The sequence below is a fragment of the Cupriavidus agavae genome (assembly GCF_004217045.1).
GTDB classification, from domain to species: Bacteria; Pseudomonadota; Gammaproteobacteria; order Burkholderiales; family Burkholderiaceae; genus Cupriavidus; species Cupriavidus agavae.
Genome location: NZ_SGXM01000001.1, coordinates 40344 through 52904 on the forward strand (window position 1 = coordinate 40344; position 12561 = coordinate 52904).

The following is a 12561-nucleotide window of genomic DNA, read 5'->3' on the forward strand; positions in this document are numbered from 1 at the left end:
CAGGTAGTCAGGCCGGCTGTGCGGACACGGGCTTGGGCCCGGCGATCGCCAGCACGATCCCGAGCGCCACACCGAGTACCGCCGCAAACAGGATCTGCGAGTCGGGCGGTAGCAGGAACGTCAGCCCGTGGGCGGGCACCCAGAACAGCGGGATCGTCTTCTTGAACACGAAGCCCCACTGGGTCTGCCAGTCCAGCGTCTTCAGGTGCTCCCCGACCGCGATGGGCCGCACCAGCGCCCGCAGCGATCCCTGATACCGGGCGATATGCATGTCCGTGATCTTGTGCGCCGTCATCATGACAGGCGAGAAGATCAGGTTGAGCAGGCTACTGATGATCAGCGCCCCCACCAGCTTCAGCATCGTAAACTCGCCATCCATCGCGGCCACCACGCCGTCGATGCCCAGGTATTCGGCGAAATGGGGCGAACCCACCGCGAACACCTTGAAGGCCATGCTGATAAACAGGCCGAGGACACCCCAGACCACGATCTTCGGCAGAATGCCAAAGCCCTTCTTCAGATAGCTGCCGGTACGGATACGCAGCCCGATCACCTCGCCAAGCGTGGCAAGGATGCCGAACTTCACGAACGCCATCACCATGCCGTGCTGGCCGTTGAAGCGCTTGTAGGCGTCCAGAACGTCGGCCGATACGAAAAACGGCACCACGATCAGGCAGAGCAGTGCCAACAGCGCCAGATCCTGCTTCTTCATCGGAAAAACCCCTCTCGATACGTGAACGGCCCGCGGGGTTATTTCAGATAGCTTTCGGTGATCGCGCACCAGTAGGCGGCGGCAGGCACCAGGCACTTGTCGTTGAAGTCGTAGCCGGGGTTATGCACCATGCAGTAGCCTGGTTCGTCGCCGCTGCCGATCAGCATGTAGCAGCCATTCGGATTGGCTTCGAGCATGAACGCGAAGTCCTCGCTGCCCGGCAGTTGGGGCGCATCGGTGTGCACCTTGTCGGGGCCGAATACATCGCGGGCCACCTGCACTGCGAATTCGGTCGCGCTGCTGCCGTTGACCAGCACCGGGCTGCCGTTGACGTGCTTGACCTCGGCCGTGGCGCCAAAGCTCTGCGCCTGCAACTGGGCCACCTCGCCGATGCGCTTGAGCAGCAGCAGGCGAACGGTGGGATTGAGCGAGCGGACACTGAGCTTCATCAGCGCCTTGCTGTTGATGATATTGGGCGCCTCGCCGGACTGGATGCTGCCGATGGTGATCACCGCCGCCTCGAACGGCGAGACATTGCGCGAGACGATACTCTGCAGCGCCGTGCCGATGTGGCAGGCCACCAGCGTGGCATCGATCGCCTTCTCGGGGATCGCGCCGTGGCCGCCTACGCCGCTGACCTCGATATGCAGCGTGTCGGACGACGCCATGAAGGCACCGTCCCGGAAGAAGAACTCGCCCTCCCTGAAGCCCGGCATGTTGTGCATGGCGAAGATCGCGTCGCACGGGAATTTCTCGAACAGGCCGTCGTCGAGCATGACCTTGCCGCCGTAGAGCAGTTCCTCGGCGGGCTGGAAGATCAGGTGCAGCGTGCCGTCGAAATTCCGGGTCCTGGCCAGGTACTCGGCCGCGCACAGGAGGATCGCGGTATGGCCGTCGTGGCCGCAGCCGTGGAACTTGCCCGGCACCGTGCTGCTCCACGGCTTGCCGCTGTTCTCGGTCATCGGCAGCGCGTCCATGTCGGCGCGGATGCCCAGGCGCTTCCCGCTGTTGCCGAGTTTCAGCGTGCCAACCACGCCGGTCTTGGCCAGGCCGCGGTGTACCTCGTATCCCCAGCCTGCCAGCATCTCCGCCACCAGGTCGCTGGTACGGGTCTCCGAGAAGCCAACTTCGGGAAACTGGTGGATGTCGTGCCGGAGCTTGACGTATTTGTCTTCGCTGTCTGCAATCGCTTTGAGGATGCCTTGATACATGGTCGCTTTCCCTTGGTCTGTAGCTGACGTGGTTCACGGAGTGAAGCTAGGGAAAAGAATGCGGCGATTGCGGGGGCGCTTCCTTGTGCGGGATCAAGCCGTGCCGATCCGTGCCGGCCCGGTTGGCGATCTGTCGAGATGCGTCAAAAAGGCATGCGCCTCAGCGGTGATGGGCCAGCAGCGCCTGCACCGCATCCTTGAGCGGCGAGTCCTCGAGGCTGTGCGCCAGGGCATGCATGCTGTGCAGTCCGGCCGGGGGAATGTTGGCGGTGCGCGCCTTGCGCTCGACCGGACCGGTGTCCCAGTCGCCCCGGCCCACCTCTGGTTGAACGCGCACACGGATTGCCGTAACCTGCGACCCACGCTGTTGCAGCCGGGTAAGTAGCGTCGGCACCACCTGCCGGACCCGGGCCGCCGCCGCACCATGCGCGGCCAGCAACAGCAGTGTCTGCTCGGTCTGCGGTCCCCGGCCATCGGCTTTCACGCCAGCCACCGCGATACCGGCCCGCATGCCTGCGGGCAGCAGCGCGAAGACTTCCGCTTCCAGCGAGGCCAGTTGCCGGGCTGTCTGCATCAGCGTGGAAACCGGTCCGGACTTCGCCAGCCAATCTTGCAATGGCTTGGCGGCAGGGGTCTGGAGGGCGTGATGGGTGAACAAGCGCATGCGTGCATTCTAGCGTGCAATCCTGCCCGGACAGAGACGGGACGCGATGGCCGCATGCTGGCCGCGCCCCGGCCCACTGAACCGCACGGCCATCCGCTGAACCCGCCGTCCCCCCTGCCAAAGTGTGGGTGCGGAACATTGAAGCGGCCGGCAACGTCCCAACCTCCTTGGCAGCGCGTCCGTCGACCGTGCCAGGGCTGTTGCAGATGCACAGATTCTGTGCTGGCAATAGGCCGGGTCAGGTCATCGGCACATGATAAACTCGGCGTTTTGCGCCAATCTACCCATTCCTCGCGCTCGGTCGACCCGGTTCCTGCCGGGTGCTCGCGCAGGTGAAAGCACTCGATGATCACGGGCCTTCTCAAGAAAGTCTTTGGCAGCCGCAACGAGCGGCTGATCAAGCAATATCGCCGCACGGTGGCGCAGATCAACGCGTTGGAGCCGAAGTTCGCCGCCTTGTCGGACGACGACCTGCGCGGCATGACCGAGACCTTCCGCCAGCGCCACGCCGGCGGCGAGTCGCTCGAATCGCTGCTGCCCGAGGCCTTTGCCGTCTGCCGCGAAGCCAGCAAGCGCGTCATGAAGATGCGCCACTTCGACATGCAGATGATCGGCGGCATGGTGCTGAACGACAACAAGATCGCGGAAATGCGTACCGGCGAAGGCAAGACGCTGACCGCCACGCTGGCCGTGTATCTCAATGCGCTGACCGGCAAGGGCGTGCACGTGGTGACCGTGAACGATTACCTGGCCCAGCGTGACGCCGAGTGGATGGGGCGCCTGTACAACTTCCTGGGGCTGTCGGTGGGTGTGAACCTGTCGCAGATGCCGCATGACCAGAAGCAGGTGGCGTATAACGCGGACATCACCTACGGCACCAACAACGAGTTCGGCTTCGACTACCTGCGCGACAACATGGTCTATGACCCGTCGCAGCGCGTGCAGCGTCCGCTGCACTACGCGATCGTCGACGAAGTGGACTCGATCCTGATCGATGAGGCGCGTACGCCGCTGATCATCTCGGGCCAGGCCGAGAACCAGACCGATCTCTACCAGCGCATGAACGGCATCCCGAAGCTGCTGGAGCGCCAGATCGGCGAGGAAAAGTCCGATGGCACGGGCGTCGAGAAGCCGGGTGACTACTACGTGGACGAGAAGGGCCACCAGGTCTACCTGACCGAGTCCGGCCACGAGAAGGCCGAGCAGATCCTGGCCGCCCAGGGCCTGATCGGCGAGGGCGAATCGCTCTACGCGCCGCAGAACATCACGCTGATGCACCACCTCTACGCCGCCCTGCGCGCGCAGAGCCTGTTCCACCGCGACCAGCACTACGTGGTGCAGAACGACGAGGTGATCATCGTCGACGAATTCACGGGCCGCCTGATGACGGGCCGCCGCTGGTCCGACGGCCTGCACCAGGCCGTGGAAGCCAAGGAAGGCGTCACGATCCAGCAGGAAAACCAGACGCTGGCGACGATCACGTTCCAGAACTACTTCCGGATGTACGAGAAGCTGGCCGGCATGACCGGCACGGCCGACACCGAAGCCTACGAGTTCCAGGAAATCTACGGCCTCGAAGTGGTCGTGATCCCGACCAACCGCCCGGCCCAGCGCAAGGACCTGCAGGACCAGATCTACAAGACGTCGAAGGAGCGCTACGATGCCGTGGTGCGCGACATCCGCGACTGCCACGAGCGCGGCCAGCCGGTGCTGGTGGGCACGACCTCGATCGAGACGTCCGAGTACCTGTCGGATCTCCTGAACAAGGAGAAGCTGCCGCACCAGGTGCTGAACGCCAAGCAGCACGAGCGAGAGGCCGAGATCGTGGCCCAGGCGGGCCGTCCGAAGATGATCACGATCGCCACGAACATGGCCGGTCGCGGTACCGACATCGTGCTGGGCGGCAACGTGGAGAAGCAGTCGGGCTTCATCGAGGCCGACGCGAGCCTGTCGGACGCCGAGAAGGCCGAGAAGATCGCCCAGCTCAAGGACGAGTGGCAATCGCTGCACGAGCAGGTCAAGGCCGCCGGCGGCCTGCATATCGTGGGCACCGAGCGCCATGAATCGCGCCGGATCGACAACCAGCTGCGCGGCCGTGCCGGCCGCCAGGGCGATCCGGGCTCGTCGCGCTTCTACCTGTCGCTGGACGACCAGCTGCTGCGCATCTTCGCCGGCGACCGCGTGCGCGCGATCATGGAACGCCTCAAGATGCCCGAGGGCGAGCCGATCGAGGCCGGTATCGTCACGCGCTCGATCGAATCGGCGCAGCGCAAGGTGGAAGGCCGCAACTTCGACATCCGCAAGCAACTGCTGCAGTACGACGACGTGGCCAACGACCAGCGCAAGGAAATCTACAAGCTGCGCAACGACGTGCTCGAAGCGCAGGACGTGGGCGACATGGTGGCCAACCTGCGCGAAAGCGTGCTGGTGGAGATGTTCCGCGACTACGTGCCGGCCGAGAGCATGGAGGAGCAGTGGGACATCGCCGGCCTGGAGCAGCGCCTGCGCGAGGAGTGGAACCTCGACGTGCCGCTGGCCAAGACCATCGAGGGCGCGCAGAGCATCGAGGACGAAGAACTGCTCAACATGATCATGACGGCCGCGCGCGAGACGTACGACGCCAAGATCGCCCAGGTCGGCCGCGAGTCGTTTGCCGGCTTCGAGCGCTCGGTCATGCTGCAGAGCATCGACACGCACTGGCGCGAGCACCTGGCCGCGCTGGACCACCTGCGCCAGGGCATCCACCTGCGCGGCTATGCCCAGAAGGATCCGAAGCAGGAATACAAGCGCGAATCGTTCGAACTGTTCGCCCGCCTGCTCGACGTGATCAAGAGCGAGGTGACGCGCGTGGTGTTCAACGTGCAGATCCAGTCGCCGGAGCAGCTGGAGCAGGCGTCCGAGGAAATCGAGGAAGGTCTGTCGCACCTGGCGAACGTGCAGTACAAGCATGACGACTTCGCTGGCGGCGCCGAGCCGGTCGAGCAGGCCGCGCCGCGCAGCGGTGCTGCGCTGGCGGCTGCCGCGGCCATGGGTGCCGACGATGTCGCGCTGGCCGGCATGCCCAAGGTCGGCCGCAACGACCCGTGCCCGTGCGGCTCGGGCAAGAAGTTCAAGCAGTGCCACGGCCGGCTGAGCTGAAGCCTGCCGCAGGAGGAGCCGGCGCGCGGGAGTTGGCGCGCCGCACCTCGCGATAACCCGAACATGCCCGCTTGGACTGCCGTTCAAGCGGGCATGTTCGTCAGAAAAGTCCGAATCAGACAGCATCGCGGCCACGGCGCCGCCACAGTCTGAGTCCCGTAAAGGAACGCAAATGCCCGTGAACTTGCCCCTGCCGCTGGCAGCAAACCTGAAATCCGTCGCTGGCGTCGAACTCGGCTGGGCCGAGGGCGGCATACGCAAGGCCAACCGCAAGGACGTGCTCGTGGTGAAAGTGGCCGAGGGCAGCACCGTGGCGGGCGTGTTCACGCAGAACCGCTTCTGCGCCGCCCCGGTGCAGGTCTGCCGCGAGCATCTGGCGGCTGGCGCCGGCATCCGCGCGCTGGTGGTGAACACGGGCAACGCCAATGCCGGTACCGGCGAGCCGGGCCTGGCCGCCGCGCGTGCCACGTGCGAGGCGCTGGGCAAGCAGCTCGGCATCGCCGCCAGCCAGGTGCTGCCGTTCTCGACCGGCGTGATCCTCGAAAAACTGCCGGTGGACCGCCTGACCGCCGCGCTGCCGGCGGCCATCGCCAACGCGCGTGCCGACAACTGGCTGGCCGCGGCCGAAGCGATCATGACCACCGACACGCAGCCGAAGGCGGCCTCGCGCACGGTGCAGATCGACGGCAAGACCGTGACGATGTCCGGCATCAGCAAGGGTGCAGGCATGATCCGCCCGAACATGGCGACGATGCTTGGCTTTATTGCGATGGATGCCGCCGTGGCGCAGCCGGTGCTGCAGGCGCTGGTGTCGCATGCGGCCGACCACTCGTTCAACAGCATCACGATTGACGGCGATACCTCGACCAACGATTCCTTCGTGCTGATCGCCTCGGGCCAGTCTGGCGCCGCGGTGACCAGCGCCGGGGGCGCGGCCTTCGAGGCGCTGCGCGACGCCGTGACCAGCCTGGCCCAGGAACTGGCGCAGATGATCGTGCGCGATGGCGAGGGCGCCACCAAGTTGATGACGATCCGCGTGGAAGGCGGCCGGAACGTGGCCGAATGCCGACAGATCGCATACGCCGTGGCCCACTCGCCGCTGGTCAAGACCGCGTTCTATGCGTCGGACCCCAACCTGGGCCGTATCCTGGCCGCAGTGGGCTACGCCGGTGTCGACGATCTCGACGTGAATCGCGTGAACCTGTGGCTCGATGACGTCTGGGTGGCCCGCGACGGTGGCCGCAACCCCGACTACCGCGAGGAAGATGGCCAGTGCGTGATGAAGCAGGCCGAGATCACCGTGCGCATCGCGCTGGGCCGGGGTGACGCAGAAGCCACTGTGTGGACCTGCGACCTGTCGCACGACTACGTGTCGATCAACGCCGACTATCGTTCCTGAGCAGTGCAGGAATCGTAATAACGCCAAGTTTCAGCTTTCAAGCTATCGCCCCCATGTCTGACCTCGCCGCCCGCCTCGACAGTTTTCTCTCCCGTCTCGAACAATGGTTGCCGCCGGAACTGACCGATGCGGACTGGAAGGAGGCGGTAGCGTTCCGGTGGCGCAAGCGCCAGAGCCTGTTCGGCAACATCGGCTACCTGCAGGCGATCCGCCAGCTGCCGCCGATCCATCTGGACGATCTCAAGAACATCGAGCGCCAGAAGGACGCGATCGTCGCCAACACCCGCCAGTTCGTGAAGCACCTGCCGGCCAACAACGTGCTGCTGACCGGCGCGCGGGGCACCGGCAAGTCGTCGCTGATCAAGGCGTGCCTGAACGAGTTCGTGCAGGATGGCCTGCGGCTGGTGGAGGTGGACAAGGACGACCTCGGCGACCTCGGCGACATCGTCGAGCGGCTGGCGTCGCGGCCCGAGTGCTTCGTGATCTTCTGCGACGACCTGTCGTTCGAGGACGGCGAATCGGGCTACAAGTCGCTGAAATCGGCGCTCGACGGCTCGGTGGCCGCGCAGTCGGACAACGTGCTGATCTATGCCACGTCCAACCGCCGCCACCTGCTGCCCGAGTACATGAAGGACAACGAGACCTACCAGCACACGTCCGATGGCGAGATCCATCCCGGCGAGGTGGTCGAGGAGAAGATCTCGCTGTCCGAGCGTTTCGGGCTGTGGCTGTCGTTCTACCCGCCCAAGCAGGACGAGTACCTGGCGATCGTCGGGCACTGGCTGTCGCACTTCGGCTGCAGCCAGGCCGATATCGAGGCGGCGCGCGGCGACGCGCTGATCTGGGCGCTCGAACGCGGTTCGCGCTCGGGGCGCGTGGCGTGGCAGTTCGCCCGCGACTGGGGCGGCAAGCACGGCCAGCCGTTCGCGGCCGACAAGGAATAGGCAAGCATGAGTGGTCAGGTGGAAACCGTGACGACGCCCGATGGGCAGACCCGCAAGGTCACCGAGGTGGCTGTCGGCGTGATGATCCAGCCCGACGGACGCTTCCTGCTGGCCCAGCGGCCGGCCGGCAAGCCGTACGAGGGCTACTGGGAGTTTCCGGGCGGCAAGCTCGAACCCGGCGAGAGCGTGGAGGCGGCGCTGGCGCGCGAGCTGCACGAGGAACTCGGCCTCGATATCCTGCGCAGCGAACGCTGGCATACGCTGGAGCATGACTACCCGCACGCCTATGTGCGGCTGTATTTCTGCAAGATCACAGACTGGCGCGGCGAGCCGGTGGGACGCGAGGGCCAGGCGTTTTCCTGGCAGGCGGTGCCGGTCGATGTAGGGCCGCTGCTGCCGGCGACGATCCCGGTGGTCGAATGGCTCGCGGATGAAGCGCGGGCTGGCTGAAGGATGTGAGGAAAGGCCCGGCGGAGATGCCGGGTTTTTCTTTTCGCCATCGTATTTTCCTTAAACCCAACAACACGAATCAGGAGGCTCCATGCAACGTGTCGATCGTATCGATGACGCTGTCTCGCTGCCCGAACTGACCTTGCGGGGCATCATCCTTGGTGCCCTGATCACGGTGGTTTTCACCGCGTCGAACATCTACCTGGGCCTGAAGGTGGGCCTGACGTTCTCGTCGGCCATCCCGGCGGCGGTGATCTCGATGGCCGTGCTGCGGCTGTTTCCGCGCGCCAACATCCTCGAAAACAACATGGTGCAGACGCAGGCTTCCGCCGCGGGCACCCTGTCTTCGATCATCTTCATCCTGCCGGGCCTCGTGATGCTCGGCCACTGGCAGGGCTTCCCGTTCTGGCAGACGCTGGCGATCTGCGCGGCGGGCGGCATGTTGGGCGTGATTTTCAGCATTCCGCTACGCCATGCGATGGTCGTGCAGAGCGACCTGCCATACCCCGAAGGGGTGGCGGCGGCCGAGATCCTGCGGGTCGGGAGTGCCGGCAGGGACGCTTCGGGTGCGAAGCAGGCTACCGGCATGGCCGACCTGATGGCCGGTGGGCTGGCCGCGGGCGTATTCAGCTTCGCCGCCGGCGGGCTGCGGCTGCTGGCCGAGGGCGCCAACGCCTGGCTGGCAGTGGGCGCCTCGGTGGTGCGGCTGTCGATGGGTTTCTCGCTAGCGCTGGTCGGCGCGGGCTACCTGGTCGGCATCGTCGGCGGGCTGGCCATGCTGCTGGGGCTCGTGCTGACCTGGGGCGTGGCGGTACCGTGGCTGACGGCCATCACGCCGATGCCGGCCGGGGCCACGCTGCAGAGCTTCGGCACCTCGGTGTGGAGTTCCCAGGCGCGCTTCATCGGGGCGGGGACGATCGGGATCGCCGCCATCTGGACGCTCGCCACGCTGTTCAAGCCGATGGTCGAGGGCGTGCGGGCGTCGATGGGCGCGCTGCGCGGCAACGGCGGCGCCGGGGAGGGCGGCACGGTCCCGCGTACCCAGCGCGACATGCCGGCGGTCTGGATCGGCCTGCTGATGGTGGTGCTGCTGGCGGTGCTGGCCGTGACGTTCGGACACTTCCTGGCGCCCGCGCCGCTGGACCGCGCCGCGAGCTGGAAGCTGGTCGGATGTGCGGTGCTGTTCGCGTTCATCTTCGGCTTTCTCGTGGCGGCCGCATGCGGCTACATGGCCGGGCTGGTCGGCTCTTCGGCGAGCCCGATCTCGGGCATCGGCATCATCGCCGTGATCCTGGTGTCGCTGCTGATCCTGGGCCTCGGCACGCTCGACGGGCTGCTCGATACTCCTGAAGGCGGCAAGTTTGCCATCGCCCTGGCGATTTTCACGACCTCGGCCGTGGTGGCCGTGGCGTCGATTTCGAACGACAACCTGCAGGATCTGAAGACCGGCTGGCTGGTTGGCGCCACACCGTGGCGGCAGCAGGTGGCGCTGCTGATCGGTTGCGCGGTCGGCGCGGCGGTGATTCCGCCGGTGCTGGAACTGCTCTACAACGCTTACGGCTTCGCCGGCGCCCTGCCGCGTGCCGACATGGACCCGAACCAGGCGCTGGCGGCACCGCAGGCGACGCTGATGACGGCCATCGCCACCGGCATTTTCACGCACCAGCTGAACTGGACGATGATCCTGATCGGCATCGCGCTGGGCGTGGTGCTGATCTCGATCGACGAAATGCTGCGGCGCCGGGGCGGCGTGGCCCGCCTGCCCGTACTGGCCGTCGGCATCGGCATCTACCTGCCGCCGACCATCAGCTCGGCGCTCGTGGTGGGCGCGGTGCTGTCGTGGGCGCTGCTGAAGGTGGAGCGGCGTCGCGCCGAGGCGCGCGGCGATGACGTCAAGACCGTGCTCGAACATGCCGAGCGGCGCGGCACGCTGTTGGCGTCGGGCCTGATCGTCGGGGAAAGCCTGGTCGGCGTGGCGCTGGCGGCCGTGATCGGCCTGTCGGGCAAGGAAGCCCCGCTGGCGCTGGTCGGCGAAGGGTTTGCCGGCACGGCTCAGTGGCTGGGACTGGCCGCATTCGTGCTGGTGTGCGTGGGATTCTGGCGGCGGGTGGTGGCGGCGCGGTGAGGGTTGTCTTCACGCGCTGTTTTCTCCCCTCTCCCGCATGGCCGGAGAGGGGAGAAAACCGGAGGGGGGAATCCCTTCAATCGTCCTTGTCCTCAGGCAGTTCCGGCGACGCATCGGCCGGCTTGCCTTCGATCACGTACTTTTCCGACGCCCACGCGCCGAGGTCGATCTGCTTGCAGCGCTCGGAGCAGAACGGGCGGAACTTGTTCTCGGGTGCCCAGACCACGTCCTTGGCACAGGTAGGGCATTTGACGACGGCAGGCATGGGAAACTTCAGAAATTACAGAGCTTGAGCAGGAAGGGGATGTCGGCGTCCACCGAGCGCGGGCGCATGTCGCCGTCCTGCTGGGTGAAGCGCACCCAGAGCATGTACTTGTTGGCGCTCATTTCGGGAATGAACGCCAGCAGCGACTCGTCCAGGTAGACCTGCATCAACTGGTAGCTGCGCCCGGACAGCATCTGCTGGAAGCTGCCGCCGGTGGCGATCACCTTGCCGCTCTGGCCCGATTCGCGCAGCAGCCGCAGCACCATGGTGGTACCCATGCGCAGCGACGTCAGCGGACGGGCCCACTTCAGGATGTCGGCGCGGCGATCCTCGGCGGGCCGGTGTTGCCAGGCGTAGTAAGCCGGCAGGTCGAATTCGCAGGTGCCGCCGGGGATGATGGCCCGGCTGCGGATGCTGGTCAGCCATTCGTTGTCGGTCAGTAACTGACCGGCCTTGCCGACGGTCTGATTCAGCGCGGTGATGCCTTGTTCCAGCTCCCCGATGACCGCCGAGAGCGCGTCCTGGTCGATCTGCGGATTGGCGCGCAGCGGGGCGAGTGCCTGGCGCTGGCGTTCCAGTTCCTTGATCAGGTCGGTCTTGAGGTCGGCACGGCCGGCCACGTCGATGATCTCGAAGATCGTGGTGATGGCGACGTGGTGCTGCAGCGGATGTTCCTGCCCGAGGAAATAATCCAGCCGATCGAACAGGTCCTCCAGGCGCAGGAGTGTCCTGATGCGTTCGTTGAAAGGATATTCGTACAGGATCAAGTCGGTATCCGTGCTGCGCGCCGATGGGCGCTTCGGGCGAATCGTGTCAGTCGGGGGCGCCGGGCGCTGTCCGCTTGCCGGCGAGGGGCAGATGGCGCGCTCGGGCAGGGGCCGGAAGCCGCCATGCATTGCAAATTTGCCAGCATGTTCCAGCGCATTCTATGCGAGTCACGGCGCGAGGACAAATCGAATTGTCCCCAAGCGGCGTACGCGGGGCGTGCGGGGCCGCTATGCGGCCGAATCCGGGGTTTGCGAGAGCAGCCGGTACAGCGCGTCGAGCCGTTCCACCTGCGGGGCCAGGGCTTCGGGCGGGCCGTCGTTGTCGATGACATCGTCGGCCACCGCCAGCCGCGCGGCGCGCGTGGCCTGCCGGTCCATGATGGCCTGCACCTGCTCGCGCGTGAAGCCGTTGCGTGCCATCACGCGCGCCACCTGCGTGGCTTCCAGGCAGTCCACCACGAGCACGCGGCCCACGCGCGTGCGCCACGTGCCCGACTCCACGAGCAGCGGCACCACGTAGATCAGGTACGGATGCTGGCCGCCGGCACGGATCGCCGCGGCGCGGGTCTCGGTCAACTGCCGGATCAGCGGATGCGTGATGGCTTCGAGCCGGGCCTTGGCAGTGGGGTCCGAAAACACCAGCGCACGCATTGCATCGCGGTCCATGGCCCCGTCAACCCGCAGGCAGCGCGGGCCGAACGCCGCGACCAGCGGCGCAATGGCCAGCCCGCCGGGCGCGGTGATCTCATGGGCGAGCAGGTCGGTATCGATCAGCGCGGCGCCGTGGGCCGCGAACATGTCCGCAACGCGCGTCTTGCCGGAGCCGATGCCGCCGGTGAGGCCAATTTCCAGCATGGAGCGAACGAATATTCCGAGTGGCGATCCC

At 66.1% G+C, this 12561-nt stretch carries 11 protein-coding genes; 5 read left to right on the forward strand and 6 right to left on the reverse strand.

Annotated features, from left to right (window positions below; genetic code table 11):
* Positions 1–7: 7 nt before the first annotated feature.
* From EV147_RS00180 to EV147_RS00190, 3 genes are all read right to left on the reverse strand, one after another.
* Positions 8–712 carry a hypothetical protein gene (locus EV147_RS00180; RefSeq protein WP_130389128.1) on the reverse strand — a complete coding sequence of 235 codons (705 nt, stop codon included), beginning with the start codon at positions 710–712 and terminating at the stop codon, positions 8–10.
* Between the two features lie 38 nt (positions 713–750).
* Positions 751–1923 (reverse strand): M20 aminoacylase family protein, encoded by a 1173-nt coding sequence (locus EV147_RS00185; protein WP_130389129.1) that lies wholly within the window; start codon positions 1921–1923, stop codon positions 751–753.
* A gap of 160 nt (positions 1924–2083) precedes the next feature.
* Positions 2084–2587, reverse strand: a complete 504-nt coding sequence (locus tag EV147_RS00190; RefSeq protein WP_130389130.1) for a DciA family protein — start codon at positions 2585–2587, stop codon at positions 2084–2086.
* A gap of 345 nt (positions 2588–2932) precedes the next feature.
* On the opposite strand from EV147_RS00190, the gene secA reads away from it, so the two are divergent.
* The 5 genes from secA (at position 2933) to EV147_RS00215 (ending at position 10643) form a co-directional block, all read left to right on the forward strand.
* On the forward strand, positions 2933–5725 hold the full coding sequence (gene secA, locus EV147_RS00195) for a preprotein translocase subunit SecA (RefSeq protein ID WP_130389131.1): 2793 nt from the start codon (positions 2933–2935) through the stop codon (positions 5723–5725).
* A gap of 172 nt (positions 5726–5897) precedes the next feature.
* Complete coding sequence (argJ, locus tag EV147_RS00200) at positions 5898–7124, forward strand: bifunctional glutamate N-acetyltransferase/amino-acid acetyltransferase ArgJ (protein WP_130389132.1); 1227 nt, start codon at positions 5898–5900, stop codon at positions 7122–7124.
* Between the two features lie 53 nt (positions 7125–7177).
* Positions 7178–8068, forward strand: coding sequence for an ATP-binding protein (locus EV147_RS00205; RefSeq protein WP_130389133.1), 891 nt, complete (start codon positions 7178–7180; stop codon positions 8066–8068).
* Between the two features lie 6 nt (positions 8069–8074).
* Positions 8075–8518: an NUDIX domain-containing protein gene (locus tag EV147_RS00210; protein ID WP_130389134.1), complete on the forward strand. Its 444-nt coding sequence runs from the start codon at positions 8075–8077 to the stop codon at positions 8516–8518.
* 91 nt (positions 8519–8609) lie between these two features.
* Positions 8610–10643, forward strand: coding sequence for an OPT family oligopeptide transporter (locus EV147_RS00215; protein ID WP_130389135.1), 2034 nt, complete (start codon positions 8610–8612; stop codon positions 10641–10643).
* Between the two features lie 76 nt (positions 10644–10719).
* Here the strand turns inward: EV147_RS00215 and EV147_RS00220 are convergent, their stop codons facing one another.
* The 3 genes from EV147_RS00220 to coaE all read right to left on the reverse strand — a co-directional run bounded on the left by EV147_RS00220 (position 10720) and on the right by coaE (position 12530).
* Positions 10720–10908: a DNA gyrase inhibitor YacG gene (locus EV147_RS00220; protein WP_130389136.1), complete on the reverse strand. Its 189-nt coding sequence runs from the start codon at positions 10906–10908 to the stop codon at positions 10720–10722.
* A gap of 8 nt (positions 10909–10916) precedes the next feature.
* Positions 10917–11675 (reverse strand): cell division protein ZapD, encoded by a 759-nt coding sequence (gene zapD / locus EV147_RS00225; protein WP_130389137.1) that lies wholly within the window; start codon positions 11673–11675, stop codon positions 10917–10919.
* A 228-nt stretch (positions 11676–11903) separates the two neighbouring features.
* Positions 11904–12530, reverse strand: coding sequence for a dephospho-CoA kinase (gene coaE / locus EV147_RS00230; RefSeq protein WP_130389138.1), 627 nt, complete (start codon positions 12528–12530; stop codon positions 11904–11906).
* Between the last annotated feature and the right edge of the window lie 31 nt (positions 12531–12561).